The sequence below is a fragment of the Enterobacter sp. PP-008-ECC_S150 genome, from assembly GCF_045257065.1.
Taxonomy (GTDB): domain Bacteria; phylum Pseudomonadota; class Gammaproteobacteria; order Enterobacterales; family Enterobacteriaceae; genus Enterobacter; species Enterobacter chengduensis.
The window spans coordinates 41,706-57,986 of record NZ_JBJHHG010000018.1 but is presented as its reverse complement, the minus strand read 5'-3'; the positions used below and the strand labels follow the sequence as shown (position 1 = coordinate 57,986).

Sequence of the window (16,281 nt, the reverse complement as noted above, 5' to 3'; positions counted from 1 at the left end):
GGGGGTTCCCCTCTCCCCATAGGGGCGAGGGGATCGATCGTAGGCCCGGTAAGCGCAGCGCCACCGGGCAAAAAAAAGCCCTGCATCGCAGGGCTTTTTCAGCATCAGGCCTCAATATCCGCCATATCGCCCTTCTCCTGCAGCCAGTTACGTCGGTCTTCCGAACGTTTCTTGGCAAGGAGCATATCCATCATGGCGTTGGTCTGCTGTTCATCTTCGTCGCTGATGGTCAGCTGCACCAGACGGCGGGTATTCGGATCCAGCGTCGTTTCACGCAGCTGCATCGGGTTCATCTCTCCCAGCCCTTTAAAGCGCTGCACGTTAGGCTTGCCCTTCTTACGCTTCAGCTGCTCCAGCACGCCCGCTTTCTCTTCTTCCGTCAGCGCGTAGTAAACCTCTTTGCCGAGGTCGATACGGTACAGCGGCGGCAGCGCCACGTGGACGTGACCGTTTTTCACCAGCGTGCGGAAGTGCTTCACGAACAGCGCGCACAGCAGCGTGGCGATGTGCAGACCGTCGGAGTCCGCATCCGCGAGGATACAGATCTTGCCGTAGCGCAGCTGGCTGAGATCGTCGCTGTCCGGATCGATGCCGATCGCGACAGAGATATCGTGCACTTCCTGCGAGGCCAGCACTTCATCAGAAGAGACTTCCCAGGTGTTCAGGATCTTACCCTTGAGCGGCATGATCGCCTGATATTCACGATCGCGCGCCTGCTTGGCCGATCCGCCCGCCGAGTCCCCTTCCACGAGGAACAGCTCGGTACGGTTGAGATCCTGCGCGGTACAGTCCGCCAGCTTGCCCGGCAGCGCGGGGCCGCTGGTCAGCTTTTTACGCACCACTTTCTTGGCGGCACGCAGACGACGCTGGGCGCTGGAGATCGCCATTTCGGCCAGCATCTCTGCCGCCTGAACGTTCTGGTTCAGCCAGAGGGTAAAGGCATCTTTCACCACGCCGGAGACGAATGCCGCGCACTGGCGTGACGACAGGCGCTCTTTGGTCTGACCGGCAAACTGCGGATCCTGCATCTTCACGGAGAGCACGTAGGCACAGCGGTCCCAGATATCTTCCGCCGACAGCTTCACGCCGCGAGGCAGGATGTTACGGTATTCACAGAACTCGCGCATCGCGTCCAGCAGGCCCTGACGCAGGCCGTTGACGTGAGTACCGCCGAGCATGGTGGGGATTAGGTTGACGTAGCTTTCGGTCAGCAGCTCGCCGCCCTCCGGCAGCCACAGCAGCGCCCAGTCTACCGCTTCGGTGTCGCCGCTAAAGTTACCCACGAACGGTTTTTCCGGCAGCGTCGGCAGGCCGTTGACCGCTTCACACAGGTAGTCGTTCAGACCATCGGCGTAGCACCAGCTTTGTTCAGTGTTATTTACGTGGTCTTTAAAGGTGATTTCCACGCCCGGACAGAGCACCGCTTTCGCCTTCAGCAGGTGCGTCAGACGAGAAACGGAAAAACGCGGGCTGTCGAAGAAGCTTTCGTCTGGCCAGAAGTGGACGCTGGTGCCGGTGTTGCGTTTGCCGCACGTGCCGACAACCTGCAGATCCTGCACCTTCTCGCCGTTTTCAAACGCGATGTTATAGATCTGACCGTCGCGACGGACGTTCACTTCCACGCGTTTGGACAGGGCATTCACCACGGAAATGCCCACACCGTGCAGACCCCCGGAGAACTGGTAGTTCTTGTTAGAGAACTTACCGCCCGCGTGCAGACGACAGAGGATCAGCTCAACGGCCGGGACGCCCTCTTCCGGGTGAATATCCACCGGCATGCCGCGCCCGTCGTCGATGACTTCCAGCGACTGATCGGCGTGCAGGATAACGTCGACGCGTTTGGCGTGTCCCGCCAGCGCTTCGTCCACACTGTTATCAATAACTTCCTGGCCCAGATGGTTTGGGCGTGTCGTATCGGTGTACATCCCCGGGCGGCGGCGAACCGGCTCAAGCCCGGTGAGGACCTCAATGGCATCAGCGTTATAGGTTTGCGTCATGATTTAAACTAGCAATTCGCATTGATTGTCAGTGGCTGTGCAGTCCAAGAAAATCGACAATCTGGGTGAAATGATTCTCAAAGCCCGTGAAAGCATGGTTTCCGCCCTCTTCTATAGTCTGGCGGCAGGAGGCGTAATACGCCACTGCCTGGCGGTAATCCAGCACTTCATCACCCGTCTGCTGCAGGAGCCAGATGAGATCCGGCGCCTCAAGCGGGTCGACCTGCATAACTTTGAGATCGTAAATATGGCGTGACTCTAGCACATATTGCTGGCCGGTGTAGGGGTTCTCGTTTTCGCCAAGAAAGTCCCGCAGCAGCTCAAATGGCCGTACCGCCGGATTCACCACCACGGCGGGCAGCATGAAGCATTGCGAAAGCCAGGTGGCGTAATACCCGCCCAGCGATGAACCAACCACACCGAAAGCTTCGCCGCCGTGCGCAAGCACGATGGATTCGAGCATTTCCGCGGCCTCCGCCGGGTAAGGCGGCAGCTGCGGGATAATCATCTCAACGTCGGGGTGATGCTCGCTCAGCCACTGGCGAAACTGCGTCGCTTTTGCGGAGCGCGGCGAGCTGTTGAATCCGTGCAGATAAAGGAGCGTAGACATCAATAACCTTCTGAAGCGGTGTCCGGGCGGAACTGTGCACCGGTCAAACGGCAGACTTCCGTGGTCAGCGTGCCGTCGGCATGCAGTTCCAGCCAGCGCCAGCCAGGCGCGATGGTGTCCAGCGTAAAGTTGGCGCAGTGCGGTTTAAACTGCACGCAGGTCGACGGCGTCGCCAGCATGCGGCGCCCGTTCCAGTCCAGATCCTGTTCCTGATGAATGTGTCCACACAGCAGGTTGTTCACCCGCGGGAATTTCGCCAGCACGCGATCCAGCGCCGCGGAGTTGCGCAGGCTGTGCTGATCGAGCCAGCTGCAGCCCGCCGGCAGAGGATGATGATGGAGCAGCAGCAGCGTGTGGCGTTCAGGTTCAGCAGCCAGTTTGGTCTCCAGCCAGTCGAGCTGAAACTCGCTTAACTCACCGTGCGGAACGCCAAATACCTGGCTGTCCAGCAGCAGGATCTGCCACTGTTCACCCGCAAAAACACATTTCGCCGGAGAAATACCCGCATCATGCAGAGAACCGTACATCGCGGGCTGGAAATCGTGGTTGCCCGGCAGCCAGACGCAGGGCGCGCTAAAGCTCGCGATGCCTTCAGCAAAATGCTGGTAGGCCGCGGAAGACTGGTCCTGCGCCAGATCGCCGGTTGCGACAATCAGATCGCATGCACGATGTTCAGCGTGAATGGCGCTCAGTACCGCCTGATAACTCTCCCAGGTATTGACCCCCAGCAGCGTTTCATGCTTTTCGGCAAAAAGGTGGGTATCGGTGATTTGTAATATCCTGACTGGCGCCCCACCAGCAACAGTCAGGTTCAACAGGCTTTCCAAATGGTGTCCTTAGGTAGGTTTATGACGCTAACAAACCGGAATCGCCATTGCTCCATGTGCTAAACAATATCTTAGCCAGTCGGCTAAAAACTGGTTAATTTGATGCTTTTCGTCGCGTTGATGCAACTTTTTATTCGGGTAATCATACCGCGCCTTGAAGCGAAAGATCTGCTGGCTTGAACACACTTCAGCGACCATCGCGTCATGATAGAGACGTACCGTCATCGACGGCAGGCTCCAGTAGCTAATGCTGGGTGCCGTTTGCTCAATCTCCACCAGCGTAGTGTAGCGCGTTGATTCTGCTATCGTTAATCGATACTGCGCGTTGCTCACCTGATAGCTTACCGTTTCGCCGGGTGCGTCGTTTCGCGGCAGCAGGCGGCGCAGCTGTGCGAAATTGGTTTCGCACAGGCGCATCATTTCTGGGAAGTCAGGCGTATAGCGCTTCATTTTTTCCACTCGTTTCGTAATGTCTGATAATGCAGCTGCAGCCATTGCAGGGCGATGACAGACGCTGCGTTGTCGATTTTCCCCTCTTCTACCCACTGGTATGCCTGTTCCCGGCTTACCACATGAACCCGAATATCTTCGTTTTCATCAGCCAGACCGTGAATGCCTTCTGCGGTCGTGGCGTCCACTTCGCCCACCATAATGGATAAGCGTTCGCTGGTACCTCCCGGGCTTGCCAGATAGCTCAGCACCGGTTTGGCGCGGCCAACCACCAGCCCCGCCTCTTCCAGCGCCTCGCGCCGGACGACGTCTTCAACCGTCTCGCCTTCTTCAATCATCCCGGCGACCATCTCCAGCAGCCACGGGCTCTCGCTGACGTCATACGCAGCGATGCGGATCTGCTCCACCAGCACAACTTCATCACGCACTGGGTCAAAGGGTAGCAAGACTGCCGCATGCCCGCGCTCAAAAATTTCGCGTCTGATTTCGCCGCTCATTTCCCCGTTAAACAGGCGATGCCTGAAACGGTAAAGATCCATTGAAAAAAAACCGCTATAAAGCGTTTCTCGTGCAATAATTTCTACATCGTTTTTGGCGAATGTCACGGGCAACTTTTCTGGTTTTTGCATGAGTCGAGTCCTGGTAGCAATGGTGATGAAATTGTGAATTTCAAGGCTGTTTGGCTGCCGTTTGTAAGGCTATATGGTAGATTGGTGCAAATTACCGCCAGATGGCACGTAACGCCAACCTTTTGGTATGGAAGATTCTGTTAGAATCGGCAATTATTTTTTTAATTTGATCAGCGCTAATACTGCTTCACAACAAGGAATGCAAATGAAGAAATTGCTCCCCATCCTTATCGGCCTGAGCCTGACGGGCTTCAGCGCAATGAGCCAGGCGGAAAACCTGTTACAGGTCTATCAGCAGGCACGTCTGGGCAACCCTGATTTACGTAAATCAGCGGCCGATCGTGATGCTGCGTTTGAAAAGATTAACGAAGCGCGTAGCCCACTGCTGCCTCAGTTAGGTTTAGGTGCAGATTATACCTACAGCAACGGCTTCCGCGACGCTAACGGCGTAAACTCCAATGCTACCAGCGCGTCACTGCAATTAACACAGACGCTGTTTGATATGTCCAAATGGCGTGCCCTGACCCTGCAGGAAAAGAGCGCGGGTATTCAGGATGTGACCTATCAGACCGATCAGCAGACGCTGATCCTGAACACGGCCACCGCGTACTTCAACGTGCTGAGCGCGATTGACGCACTCTCCTACACCGAAGCGCAGAAACAGGCAATTTACCGTCAGTTAGATCAAACCACCCAGCGCTTCAACGTGGGCCTGGTGGCGATCACCGACGTGCAGAACGCCCGTTCACAGTACGACACCGTGCTGGCCAACGAAGTGACCGCGCGTAACAACCTCGACAACGCGCTGGAATCCCTGCGTCAGGTCACCGGTAACTACTACCCTGAGCTGGCCTCCCTGAACGTCGACAGCTTCAAAACGGATAAGCCGCAGGCCGTTAACGCCCTCCTGAAAGAAGCGGAAAACCGCAACCTGACGTTGCTGCAGGCGCGTCTGAGCCAGGACCTGGCCCGCGAGCAAATTCGCCAGGCGCAGGACGGCCACCTGCCAACCCTGAGCCTGAGCGCCTCTACCGGTATCTCTGACACCTCCTACAGCGGCTCTAAAACCCATTCGTCCCAGTATGACGACAGCAATATGGGCCAGAACAAAGTGGGCCTGAGCTTCTCCCTGCCGCTGTATCAGGGCGGTCAGGTCAACTCTCAGGTGAAACAGGCGCAGTACAACTTTGTTGGCGCGAGCGAGAAGCTGGAAAGCGCCCACCGCAACGTGGTGCAGACCGTGCGTTCTTCCTTCAACAACGTGAACGCCTCTATCAGCAGCATCAACGCCTATAAACAGGCCGTTGTGTCTGCACAGAGCTCTCTGGACGCGATGGAAGCGGGCTACTCGGTCGGTACACGTACGATTGTTGACGTGCTCGACGCAACCACCACGCTGTACAACGCGAAACAGCAGCTCTCCAGCGCGCGCTACCAGTACCTGATTAACCAGCTGAACATTAAGCAGGCTCTGGGTACGCTGAACGAGCAGGATCTGCAGATGCTGAACAGCGCGCTGGGCAAACCGGTCTCCACCTCTCCGGAGAGCGTTGCGCCGGAGAACCCGCAGCAGGTTGCCGCCGTTGATAACTTCAACGCTAACGGCAGCGCCCCTGCGGCACAGCCAGCCGCCGCGCGCACCACCGCGCCGGCCAGCAAAGGCAACAATCCTTTCCGTAACTAAGCATTGCCGATGGCGCTATGCTTCTCGGGCCTACTTTATCGTAGGCCGGGTAAGCACAGCGCCACCCGGCGAAAAATCCGCCTCGAACGTAAGCCAACGTAAAGATCCCCCTGATTCCGCCCCTCTTCGCTTCATTTTCAACCACTCATCCTCTATCCTGAGCGTTATTACCACTGGGTCCTGGAAGACAAATATGAAACGGACAAAAACGATTAATCACGCGTCGTTCCGCAAGAGCTGGAATGCGCGTCACCTTACCCCTGTCGCGCTGGCCGTTACGGCCGTTTTTATGCTCGCAGGCTGTGAGAAAAATGACGAAACGGTTTCCCTGTATCAAAACGCAGACGACTGCTCTGCCGCAACCGGTAAAGCCGCTGAATGTAAAACGGCCTACACGAGCGCGCTGAAAGAAGCGGAACGCACCGCGCCGAAGTATGCCTCGCGCGAAGACTGCGTGGCGGAGTTCGGTGAAGGTCAGTGCCAGCAGGCACCGGCTCAGGCCGGCACTGCGCCTGAAAATCAGGCCCAGGCACAGTCCAGCGGCAGCTTCTGGATGCCATTAATGGCAGGCTACATGATGGGTCGTCTGATGGGCGGCGGCGCGGGCTACCAGCAGCAGCCGCTGTTTAGCTCGAAAAATCCGGCCAGCCCGGCTTACGGTCAATACACCGATGCCAGCGGTAAAGGCTACGGCGCAGCGACGCCAGGCCGCACCGTAACGGTACCGAAAACGGCGATGGCGCCGAAGCCTGCGACCACCAGCACCATTACCCGCGGCGGGTTTGGTGAATCGGTAGCGAAGCAGACCAGCATGCAGCGCAGTGCGACAGGCACCTCCTCTTCGCGCTCAATGGGCGGCTGATCATGGAACGAGTGAGTATCACCGAGCGTCCGGACTGGCGCGAAAAAGCCACCGAGTACGGTTTTAACTTCCACACCATGTACGGCGAGCCGTACTGGTGTGAAGACGCCTATTACAAGCTCACGCTCGCCCAGGTTGAAAAACTGGAAGAGGTGACGGCCGAGCTGCACCAGATGTGCCTGAAAGTGGTGGAAAAAGTCATCGACAGCGACGAGCTGATGACCAAATTCCGCATTCCGAAGCACACCTGGAGCTTCGTCCGCCAGTCGTGGAAAACGAATCAGCCTTCGCTTTACTCCCGCCTCGATCTGGCGTGGGACGGTAAAGGTGAACCAAAGCTTCTGGAAAACAACGCGGATACGCCAACCTCGCTGTACGAAGCGGCGTTCTTCCAGTGGATTTGGCTGGAAGACCAGGCTAATGCCGGAAACCTGCCGGAAGGCAGCGACCAGTTCAACAGCCTGCAGGAAAAGCTGATTGCGCGTTTTGCCGAGCTGCGCGAACAGTTTGGCTTCAACCTGCTGCATCTCGCCTGCTGCCGCGATACGGAAGAAGACCGTGGCACGGTTCAGTATCTCCAGGACTGCGCCGCCGAAGCGGAAGTGGCGACCGAGTTCCTCTATATCGAGGACATCGGCCTGGGTGAAAAAGGCCAGTTTACGGATATGCAGGACCAGGTTATCAGCAACCTGTTCAAGCTCTATCCGTGGGAATACATGCTGCGCGAGATGTTCTCCACCAAGCTGGAAGACGCTGGCGTGCGCTGGCTGGAACCGGCCTGGAAGAGCATCATCTCCAATAAAGCCCTGCTGCCGATGCTCTGGGAGATGTTCCCGAATCATCCGAACCTGCTGCCCGCCTACTTTGCGGAAGACGATTATCCGCAAATGGAGAAATACGTCGTTAAGCCGATCTTCTCCCGCGAAGGCGCGAACGTGTCGATTATCGAAAACGGTAAGACGCTGGAAGCGGTTGAAGGGCCGTACGGCGAAGAGGGGATGATCGTCCAGGCGTTCTGGCAGCTGCCGAAGTTTGGCGACAGCTATACGCTGATTGGCAGCTGGCTCATCAACGACCAGCCAGCCGGGATCGGAATTCGCGAAGATCGCGCGCTGATCACACAGGATCTGTCACGGTTCTATCCGCATATTTTTGTGGAGTAAAACTTGCCCGGTGGCGCTGCGCTTACCGGGCCTACGGTTTTGTAGGCCCGGTAAGCGCAGCGCCACCGGGCATGTTTTCACCCAACCTGCACCGACAGCATACTCAGACTGCCCATCTCAATACCATCAACCGGGATCGTAACCGGCTCCTGGCCGTCCCACGCGCCAAGCACGTACAGCAGCGGCAGGAAGTGTTCCGGCGTCGGGTTAGAGAGCGAGCCGCCTTCGTGATCCAGGTAGTTCACCAGCGGATGCGCTTCAACCGGGCCTTGCCAGGTCAGGTTTGCCTTAACGTAGTCGTTAAAAGAGGTCGCCCACGGGTACGGCGTGTTCTCACCGTGCCAGCGTGCGGTACGCAGGTTGTGCACCACGTTGCCGCTGGCAATCAGCATAATGCCTTCATCACGCAGCGCCGCCAGCTTGCGGCCCATCTCCAGATGCCAGGCGGCCGGTTTGGTGCTGTCGATGCTGAGCTGCACCATCGGGATATCCGCATCAGGATACATCTTAATCAACACGCCCCACGAGCCATGGTCAAAACCCCAGGCTTCTTTATCGAGCGCAACCGGCACGGGTGCCAGCAGCTCCACCAGCCTCTGAGCCAGCTCAGGCGAGCCGGGAGCCGGATAGTGCGTGTCGTACAGCGCCTGGGGGAAGCCGCCAAAATCATGAATGGTTTTTGGCGCTTCCATGGCGGTCACGCCCGTGCCGCGGGTGAACCAGTGCGCAGACACCACCACGATCGCTTTCGGACGCGGCAGCGTCTCGCCCAGATGGCGCCAGGCAAGGGTATAGACGTTGTCTTCCAGAACGTTCATGGGGCTACCGTGGCCTAAAAACAGGGCTGGCATACGGGAAGAAGTCATGGTGATATCCTTACAGAAGGTGTCAATTTAATGGTGCCAGATTACGCGCAATCTGGCGAAGATGAACGCAGATAAGCGTGAAGATCATCATCAGGAAATTTGAATGTAAGGAATGTGTAAAGCCGGGGTTTGCCCCTCGCTTTGCCAGAAATGAATCATTTATATTAATGAGAATCATTATCATAAGGAGCAATGCATGTCAGTCCCCCTGATCCTGACCATACTGGCGGGTGCCGCGACCTTTATCGGTGCGATCCTCGGCGTGCTCGGCCAAAAGCCCTCTAACCGCGTGCTGGCCTTCTCGCTGGGCTTTGCGGCCGGGATCATGCTGCTCATCTCCCTGATGGAGATGCTGCCTGCCGCGCTGGGCACGGAAGGCATGTCTCCGCTGCTGGGCTACGGCATGTTTGTCCTGGGCCTGCTGGGATACTTTGCTCTCGATCGAATGCTACCCCACGCGCATCCGCAGGATTTAATGCAGAAAAACGTGACGCCCATACCGCGCAATATCAAGCGTACCGCCGTGCTGTTAACGCTAGGCATCAGCCTGCACAACTTCCCGGAAGGGGTCGCCACTTACGTCACGGCCAGCAGCAATCTTGAAATGGGCTTCGGCATCGCGCTAGCGGTCGCCCTGCACAATATACCTGAAGGCCTGGCCGTCGCCGGTCCGGTGTATGCCGCCACGGGCTCGAAACGCACCGCAGTGTTCTGGGCCGGGATTTCCGGGATGGCGGAAATTTTGGGAGGCGTCCTGGCATGGCTGATACTCGGTAGCCTGGTCTCGCCGGTCGTCATGGCAGCCATTATGGCTGCAGTAGCCGGAATTATGGTGGCGCTCTCCGTGGATGAATTAATGCCGCTGGCGAAAGAGATCGACCCGAACAACAACCCAAGCTACGGCGTGCTGTGCGGAATGTCGGTGATGGGCCTCAGCCTGGTCCTGCTCCAGGCGGCGGGTATCGGCTAACATCATGCTGCCACCGCGTGGCGGTGGCAAACATACCAAAAATTAATAAATCCGGTAAAAGAAATTTACGCCTTTATTGCTTCTTTTTTTTTACGTATTTTTACATCTATTTATTTTCAGAAAGTCAATATTTAAATAAGATATTATTATAACAATATTATTGTTTCACCAAATGGACGAAAAATCGATTTTTCGCTTAAAATCACGCATTAAAGATCACCTCGGCATATATTTTAAAAATACCTACATTTATTTTTAAGAGCAGCTAATCGCATTCCCTCTTTTTCCAAAGATATAATCTCAGGGTAATTTTCTGAAATATATCATTCAGATTATGAATTCATTGGAAAAGGATATTTTCATGCATGCAGGTAAAAAAGCACTGTTAGCCATTGCAATGGCGACAATTGTCTCTGGTTCGGCATTTGCAGCCAATCAGGGTTCCGGAAAAATTAAATTTAAGGGCGTTGTTATTGACGCACCTTGCAGCATTGCGCCAGACAGTGTTGATAAAGAAGTCGATCTCGGCGAAGTAACCACCGCCGTTATCAATGCGAACAAGAAGTCCACCCCCGTTGCGGTAGACATCAACCTGGAGAACTGTCAGCTGCAAGACCCGGAGGATGAAACCGCGGATCCGATTACTAAGGTAGAAGTGACCTTCTCCAGCACCGCCACCAACGCCACAGATACCAGCCTGCTGAGCAACACCTATGCAAACGGTGCGCAGAACGTTGGCGTCCGCCTGCTGGACAACGCCGAAGCAAACATCACCCTCGGTACTGCAAAATCCGTGGATCTGCTGGCGGGTTCTGCCACCCAGACGCTGCACTTTAAAGCACGTATGGAAGTTCCGACCGGCACCAAGGCCACCGCGGGCCAGGTCGAAGCTAACGCCAACTATGTGCTGCAGTATAAATAAGTTTTAAACATGAACCGTTAGACCGACTGGTGATGGCTGCCAGTCGGCTTTTTATTTCTTCGAGTAACAGAATGATGAAAAATAAATCACAATCAATAATCATCATTGCTGCCTTCATGCTTTCGCATGCCGCCTCGGGCACTGAGTTTAATATCAATGCTATCGATAAAGACTTACGATCGGGCATCGATCTCTCACGCTTTAAGGAAGAAGCATCCGTCACGCCGGGGCGTTATTTTGTCACCGTCGCAATCAATAATACGCCCCTGGCAAACGGCTGGGAGCTGACGTGGAAAGAGGTCAACAGTAAAGCAGAAGTCTGTATTCCCGCAGAACTGGCCGATACCTTTGGCCTGCAGGACAACATTCGTCAGACGTTAACGCTCAATCAGGGCTGCGTTGATTTTACGCCGCTACCGGATATCAAATTTCGCTTCGAGCAGTCCACCCAAACGCTGAACGTGACGGTGCCGCAGGCTATGCTGCAATTTCGTCCGAACGACTGGATGCCGCCCTCCACCTGGGACAACGGCGTGGCCGGCGTCCTGCTGGACTATAACCTCTTTGCCAGCCATTATCAGCCGCAGGAGGGCAGCAGCACGGACAACGCCAATGCCTACGGCACGGCAGGCGCCAACCTGGGCGCGTGGCGGCTGCGCAGCGATTATCAGTACACCCAGACGCACGCTGACGGTGGTTCAACCCATGACGGCCGCTTCACGCGCGTGTACATGTTCCGTCCGCTGCCAACGCTCGGCGCGAAGCTAACGCTGGGTGAGACGGACTTTCAGTCCGCCATCTTTGATGCCTTTACCTATACCGGGGCTTCGCTGATCAGCGACGAGCGCATGCTGCCCTGGTCTCTTCGCGGCTATGCGCCGCAAATCGCCGGGATTGCGCAAACCAACGCCACGGTCACGGTTAGCCTTTCTGACCGCGTGATTTATCAAACCAAGGTGCCGCCCGGTCCGTTTGTGATTCAGGATTTGAACCAGTCCGTTCAGGGCACGCTGGACGTGAAAATTACCGAAGAAGACGGCCGCGTGAGCACGTTTCAGGTCTCTGCTGCCTCCGTACCCTTCCTGACGCGGCAGGGCCAGGTTCGCTACAAGCTTGCCGCAGGAAAACCCCGGCAAAATGCGACGCATGCCGTTGAAGACAGCGCCTTTATGAGCGGCGAGTTCTCGTGGGGATTACTCTCCAACACCTCGCTGTACGGCGGCACGCTCGCCGATGGGGATAACTATCGCTCTGTCGCAGCGGGTATCGGGCAGAACCTCGCCCTGCTCGGGGCCATCTCCTTCGACGTGACCCAGGCGACCAGCCAGCTCCCGGACAAGGCTTCTCAGACGGGGTACAGCTACCGCTTAAACTACAGCAAACGCTTTGATACCACGGGAAGCCAGCTCACCCTTGCCAGCTACCGTTACTCCGATCCGCAGTTCCTGAGCTACGCGCGCTACGTGGACCGCGACAATAATGACAGTCAGACGGAAAAACAGACGTTTAGCATCACGGCCAGCCAGTACATTCCCGCGCTGTCGCTCAATCTCTACCTTAGCCTGCTCCGCCAGACCTGGTGGGATGACGCGCCGTCCAACACCGGAAGCCTGACCGCGGGGTATAACTTCGATCTGGGCCGCTGGAAAAATCTCGGCGTTTCGGTGTCGTACAGCAAAACCCACTATGAAGATCGCCAGGACGACAATCAGTTCTACCTGTCCCTCAGCGTGCCGCTGGATCCTGACCATCGTCTCAGCTACGACCTGCGCAACAGCGACAACCTGAGCCAGAGCGTTTCGTGGTACGACACCGCCGACAGAAACAACACCTGGGGCGTCTCTGCCGGTACCGAAAGCGAGCAGAGCGACGCGGGCGCCCAGTTCAGCGGAAACTACCAGCACTACTCCTCGCTTGGCGATCTCAACGTTTCAGGGAGTTATAAGGCGAATGAGTACAGCTCCCTCAGCGCCAGCTGGAATGGATCGTTCACCGGCACGGCAAAAGGCATGGCCCTGCATCGTCGCAGCTACGGCAACGAGCCGCGGGTCATGGTGAGCACGGACGGCATCGGCAATATTCCGCTCAACATGTCGCGCGACCAGACCAACGCGTTCGGGATCGGGGTGCTGCCGTCCTTCTCCAGCTACTCGCCGTCGAGCGTGCAGGTCAACCTGAACGATCTCCCCGAAGGCGTTGACGTGGATAACCGCGTCATGACCTCAACCTGGACGGAAGGGGCTATTGGCTACCGTCAGATCGCCACCCGGGCGGGAAATGATGTCGCGGGTATCCTGCGCACCGCATCGGGCACGCCGCCGCTGGGCGCGCGCGTCCAGCTGGCGGAGAGCGGGAAAGACGTGGGCATCGTCGCCGACGAAGGTCATATCTGGCTGGGCGCCGTACAGCCCGGGCAGCAATTCCTGGTAACCTGGGGCGACGCCAGCCAGTGTCGCTTCACGCTGCCTTCACACCTCACTAACCTTTCGCAGCTTATGCTGCCGTGTCAGTAAATCATGATGAAACTCACTCCGTTGAAAAGCCTGTGCCTGATGTTGATCGGCACAGCATTCACCACCCAGGCCGCCATCAACCTGGATCGCACCCGCATCGTCTTTCCCGAAACCGACAAGGCCAGCAGCCTGAAGGTCGATAACCAGAGCAAGGCGCTGCCCTATCTTGCGCTCTCCTGGATCGAAGACGAAAATGGCCATAAGGAAGACAACCACTTTATGGCGCTTCCTCCTATCCAGCGCATTGAGCCCGGATCGTCATCCCAGGTCAGGATCGTTAAGCAGGCGGCCACCAGCGCGCTGCCTAAAGATCGGGAATCGCTTTTCTACTTCAACCTTCGCGAAGTGCCGCCAAAAAGCGCCAGCCTCAACGATGACCGCAGCGTTATGCAGGTCGCCATGCAGAGCCGCATCAAGCTGTTCTGGCGTCCGAAGGCCATCGTGAAAAAAGCGGGCGACCGTTCTGAAATGCGCATGGAGGTGACGGCAACGGCAACCGGGCTGACCATTCACAACCCTACGCCCTATTACCTCACTCTCGCGTGGCTGAGCAAAAACGGTAAAACCATGCTGCCCGGCTTTGACAGCCTGATGCTGGCACCTTTTGCCACCTCTTCTGTCGCCACCGGCGGCTATCACGGCAGCTATTACAGCATTGGCTACATTGACGATTACGGCGCGTTGAGAAAGCTTGACGCAACTTGTCATGGCACGTCTATCTGCCAACTGAAAGATGCGAAGGCCAAAAGCGATGCGAAAGCTCACTAACGTTTTGATCGCCACGCTGCTGGTGCTGCTGCCCTTAAAAGCCGCGCTGGCGCTCGACTGCTATCTGGGCGCTCAGGGCGGCCCGGTGGAACAGACAAACACGATCAGTCCGTTCGCCATCCCCAGCAACGCACAGGTGGGGGCAAAGATCTGGGAATCCGACGACATTAAAATCCCGGTCACCTGTAACCACGACGTGGCGGGCAGTTTCGAAAAAGAGGACGTCTATGCCTGGGTCAACCCCTATCCGTCCGCTTCCGATCCTTACTACGAACTGGGCGTCTCCTATGAAGGCATGGATTATGACGCGACGGGGCAGCCAAACGGCGTAGATACCCACCAGTGCCTTGATAATAACAGCATCACCATGTACACCCCGGAGCAAATCAAGCAGATGGGGTGGGAGAACCGGCTATGCTCAGGCAATGCCTATGATATTCACACCACGCGCACGTTCATGGCCCGACTGCGTCTTTACGTCCGCCTCAAGGCCATTCCACCTTACGGCTACAAAAGTTCGCTGGGGGACTACATCGTGGTTCAGTTTGACGGAAAAGGCGGGGTCAACCAGATGGCCGATGCCAAAAACCTCAAGTACCACATTAACGGGCTGAATAACATTACCGTTCTCGACTGCGGGGCCACCTTCAGCATTTTTCCTGAAAACCAGGAGATTGATTTCGGGACCTTCAGCGCCCGCGACATCGTGAATCAGCAGACGCGCAAGCGCACCTTTACGGTGAAAACCACCAAAGTGCAGGACGCCCAGTGTTCAGATGGCTTTAAAATGGATTCGTCGTTCTACACCACGGAATCGCTGTCAGAAAACGACACCGCCCTGTTGATTGGGAATGGCTTAAAGCTGCGTATCCTCAACGGAACCGAACCTTATACCTACAACCATTATGAAGAGTATGCGGATTTCACCGGCAGTAAGCTGAACTATGAACAAACCTACACGGCAGAGCTCTCCCCTGTTGCGGGAAAAGCCATTCAGTCTGGCCCGTTCGAAACGGTAGTGCTGTTTAAGATTAACTACCACTAGGCACAAAAAAGCCGGGTTTCCCCGGCTTTTTCACATCAGCGGTTTCAGCTGGCTTTGCGCTCGTGCGCCTGGCGATACTCCACCAGATCTTCAATCGTCACCACCGGCATATTGTGCAGACGCGCAAAGGTGATGCACTCCGGCGCGCGCGCCATGGTGCCGTCATCGTTGGTCAGTTCACACAGCACGCCAGCAGGTTTGAAGCCCGCCAGCGTCACCAGGTCGATCGTCGCTTCGGTGTGACCACCACGGGTCAGCACGCCGCCCGCCTGCGCGCGCAGCGGGAAGACGTGGCCTGGACGGTGCAGATCGGATGGCTTCGCATCATCAGCAATCGCAGCACGTACGGTGGTCAGACGGTCAGCCGCAGACACGCCGGTGGTCACACCGTGCGCGGCTTCGATGGTCACGGTAAAACCGGTCCCGAAGGCGCTGGTGTTGTTTTCGACCATCATCGGCAGGTCGAGCTGCTTACGGCGATCTTCGTTAATACACAGGCAGACGATGCCGCTGCCGTGACGGATGGTCAGCGCCATCTGTTCAACGGTCATGTTTTCGGCGGCGAAAATCATGTCGCCTTCGTTTTCACGGTTTTCATCGTCAAGCACCATCACACCGCGGCCTTCGCGCAGCGCATCCAGTGCATGTTCAACACGTTGAGTTGAAGTGCCAAAAGAGGAAAGTAGCGTCTGATTCATGGTAAAAAAACCTCATTAACATTATGGTTACCAGAATCAGGGCAGTCTTAGGAGCGCCGTATAAGCGGCAAAAAGATAACGTGAGCGGGCCCATGCCCGACTGGATCGTTACTCTCTCCCATCCGGACTCTAACCGTCGGCCCCGGAATTACACCGGATCTGCTGACCTTTGAGAATTCACCCAAAGCGCTCGCGGGCTTTCAGCGTTAAGCTGATTTACCGCCGGTGGGGAATTTCGCCCCGCCCTGAGAATAAGCGAGATAACTATAACGCTATT

General features: G+C 56.5%; 15 protein-coding genes and 1 riboswitch. Of the genes, 8 read left to right on the top strand and 7 right to left on the bottom strand.

Annotated elements, in window-relative coordinates; translation table 11 throughout:
* Positions 1–104 precede the first annotated feature (104 nt).
* Genes parE through nudF form a run of 5 tightly spaced genes read right to left on the bottom strand, consistent with a single transcriptional unit; the run spans position 105 to position 4,513 of the window.
* Positions 105–1,997, bottom strand: a complete 1,893-nt coding sequence (gene parE / locus ACJBF3_RS18850) for a DNA topoisomerase IV subunit B (protein ID WP_032642071.1) — start codon at positions 1,995–1,997, stop codon at positions 105–107.
* A gap of 28 nt (positions 1,998–2,025) precedes the next feature.
* The gene (yqiA, locus tag ACJBF3_RS18845; RefSeq protein WP_045330084.1) at positions 2,026–2,607 is read right to left on the bottom strand and encodes an esterase YqiA; all 582 of its coding nucleotides are present in this window, start codon (positions 2,605–2,607) and stop codon (positions 2,026–2,028) included.
* Positions 2,607–3,434: a 3',5'-cyclic-AMP phosphodiesterase gene (gene cpdA / locus ACJBF3_RS18840; RefSeq protein WP_045330083.1), complete on the bottom strand. Its 828-nt coding sequence runs from the start codon at positions 3,432–3,434 to the stop codon at positions 2,607–2,609. Before cpdA ends, yqiA begins: the two co-directional genes overlap by 1 nt.
* Before the next feature lie 27 nt (positions 3,435–3,461).
* The gene (locus tag ACJBF3_RS18835; RefSeq protein ID WP_045330081.1) at positions 3,462–3,884 is read right to left on the bottom strand and encodes a DUF1249 family protein; all 423 of its coding nucleotides are present in this window, start codon (positions 3,882–3,884) and stop codon (positions 3,462–3,464) included.
* Positions 3,881–4,513, bottom strand: coding sequence for an ADP-ribose diphosphatase (gene nudF / locus ACJBF3_RS18830; RefSeq protein WP_045330080.1), 633 nt, complete (start codon positions 4,511–4,513; stop codon positions 3,881–3,883). The genes ACJBF3_RS18835 and nudF overlap by 4 nt, the downstream gene beginning before the upstream one ends.
* Positions 4,514–4,718: 205 nt before the next feature.
* Here nudF and tolC point away from each other — a divergent pair, with 205 nt between their 5' ends.
* From tolC to ACJBF3_RS18815, 3 genes are all read left to right on the top strand, one after another.
* A complete protein-coding gene (tolC, locus tag ACJBF3_RS18825) occupies positions 4,719–6,197 on the top strand; it encodes an outer membrane channel protein TolC (RefSeq protein ID WP_045330078.1) in 1,479 nt (492 codons plus the stop codon).
* 193 nt (positions 6,198–6,390) lie between these two features.
* Positions 6,391–7,059, top strand: coding sequence for a DUF1190 family protein (locus ACJBF3_RS18820; RefSeq protein ID WP_045330076.1), 669 nt, complete (start codon positions 6,391–6,393; stop codon positions 7,057–7,059).
* A gap of 2 nt (positions 7,060–7,061) precedes the next feature.
* A complete protein-coding gene (locus ACJBF3_RS18815) occupies positions 7,062–8,222 on the top strand; it encodes a glutathionylspermidine synthase family protein (RefSeq protein ID WP_045330074.1) in 1,161 nt (386 codons plus the stop codon).
* Between the two features lie 77 nt (positions 8,223–8,299).
* On the opposite strand, the gene ygiD is transcribed toward ACJBF3_RS18815, so the two are convergent.
* Entirely contained in the window at positions 8,300–9,088 is a 789-nt protein-coding gene (gene ygiD, locus ACJBF3_RS18810; RefSeq protein ID WP_045330073.1) for a 4,5-DOPA dioxygenase extradiol, read from the bottom strand.
* Between the two features lie 196 nt (positions 9,089–9,284).
* Between ygiD and zupT the strand changes: the two genes are divergently transcribed.
* The 5 genes from zupT to ACJBF3_RS18785 all read left to right on the top strand — a co-directional run bounded on the left by zupT (position 9,285) and on the right by ACJBF3_RS18785 (position 15,306).
* The gene (gene zupT / locus ACJBF3_RS18805) at positions 9,285–10,058 is read left to right on the top strand and encodes a zinc transporter ZupT (protein WP_045330071.1); all 774 of its coding nucleotides are present in this window, start codon (positions 9,285–9,287) and stop codon (positions 10,056–10,058) included.
* A 361-nt stretch (positions 10,059–10,419) separates the two neighbouring features.
* Complete coding sequence (locus ACJBF3_RS18800; protein ID WP_045330069.1) at positions 10,420–10,980, top strand: fimbrial protein; 561 nt, start codon at positions 10,420–10,422, stop codon at positions 10,978–10,980.
* A 74-nt stretch (positions 10,981–11,054) separates the two neighbouring features.
* Entirely contained in the window at positions 11,055–13,493 is a 2,439-nt protein-coding gene (locus tag ACJBF3_RS18795; RefSeq protein ID WP_045330109.1) for a fimbria/pilus outer membrane usher protein, read from the top strand.
* 6 nt (positions 13,494–13,499) lie between these two features.
* Positions 13,500–14,261 (top strand): molecular chaperone, encoded by a 762-nt coding sequence (locus ACJBF3_RS18790; protein ID WP_045330067.1) that lies wholly within the window; start codon positions 13,500–13,502, stop codon positions 14,259–14,261.
* Positions 14,245–15,306 carry a fimbrial protein gene (locus tag ACJBF3_RS18785; RefSeq protein WP_045330064.1) on the top strand — a complete coding sequence of 354 codons (1,062 nt, stop codon included), beginning with the start codon at positions 14,245–14,247 and terminating at the stop codon, positions 15,304–15,306. Before ACJBF3_RS18790 ends, ACJBF3_RS18785 begins: the two co-directional genes overlap by 17 nt.
* Before the next feature lie 44 nt (positions 15,307–15,350).
* Here ACJBF3_RS18785 and ribB read toward each other — a convergent pair whose 3' ends face one another.
* Entirely contained in the window at positions 15,351–16,004 is a 654-nt protein-coding gene (ribB, locus tag ACJBF3_RS18780; RefSeq protein WP_045330061.1) for a 3,4-dihydroxy-2-butanone-4-phosphate synthase, read from the bottom strand.
* Between the two features lie 106 nt (positions 16,005–16,110).
* A riboswitch (FMN riboswitch) is annotated at positions 16,111–16,261 on the bottom strand.
* Positions 16,262–16,281 lie beyond the last annotated feature (20 nt).

Excerpts from the sequence above, each read along its gene's own strand:
- parE (WP_032642071.1), bottom strand. The coding sequence starts at position 1,997 with ATGACGCAAACCTATAACGCTGATGCCATTGAGGTCCTCACCGGGCTT.
- yqiA (WP_045330084.1), bottom strand. The coding sequence starts at position 2,607 with ATGTCTACGCTCCTTTATCTGCACGGATTCAACAGCTCGCCGCGCTCC.
- ACJBF3_RS18835 (WP_045330081.1), bottom strand. The coding sequence starts at position 3,884 with ATGAAGCGCTATACGCCTGACTTCCCAGAAATGATGCGCCTGTGCGAA.
- nudF (WP_045330080.1), bottom strand. The coding sequence starts at position 4,513 with ATGCAAAAACCAGAAAAGTTGCCCGTGACATTCGCCAAAAACGATGTA.
- tolC (WP_045330078.1), top strand. The coding sequence starts at position 4,719 with ATGAAGAAATTGCTCCCCATCCTTATCGGCCTGAGCCTGACGGGCTTC.
- ACJBF3_RS18820 (WP_045330076.1), top strand. The coding sequence starts at position 6,391 with ATGAAACGGACAAAAACGATTAATCACGCGTCGTTCCGCAAGAGCTGG.
- ACJBF3_RS18815 (WP_045330074.1), top strand. The coding sequence starts at position 7,062 with ATGGAACGAGTGAGTATCACCGAGCGTCCGGACTGGCGCGAAAAAGCC.
- ygiD (WP_045330073.1), bottom strand. The coding sequence starts at position 9,088 with ATGACTTCTTCCCGTATGCCAGCCCTGTTTTTAGGCCACGGTAGCCCC.
- zupT (WP_045330071.1), top strand. The coding sequence starts at position 9,285 with ATGTCAGTCCCCCTGATCCTGACCATACTGGCGGGTGCCGCGACCTTT.
- ACJBF3_RS18800 (WP_045330069.1), top strand. The coding sequence starts at position 10,420 with ATGCATGCAGGTAAAAAAGCACTGTTAGCCATTGCAATGGCGACAATT.
- ACJBF3_RS18795 (WP_045330109.1), top strand. The coding sequence starts at position 11,055 with ATGAAAAATAAATCACAATCAATAATCATCATTGCTGCCTTCATGCTT.
- ACJBF3_RS18790 (WP_045330067.1), top strand. The coding sequence starts at position 13,500 with ATGAAACTCACTCCGTTGAAAAGCCTGTGCCTGATGTTGATCGGCACA.
- ACJBF3_RS18785 (WP_045330064.1), top strand. The coding sequence starts at position 14,245 with ATGCGAAAGCTCACTAACGTTTTGATCGCCACGCTGCTGGTGCTGCTG.
- ribB (WP_045330061.1), bottom strand. The coding sequence starts at position 16,004 with ATGAATCAGACGCTACTTTCCTCTTTTGGCACTTCAACTCAACGTGTT.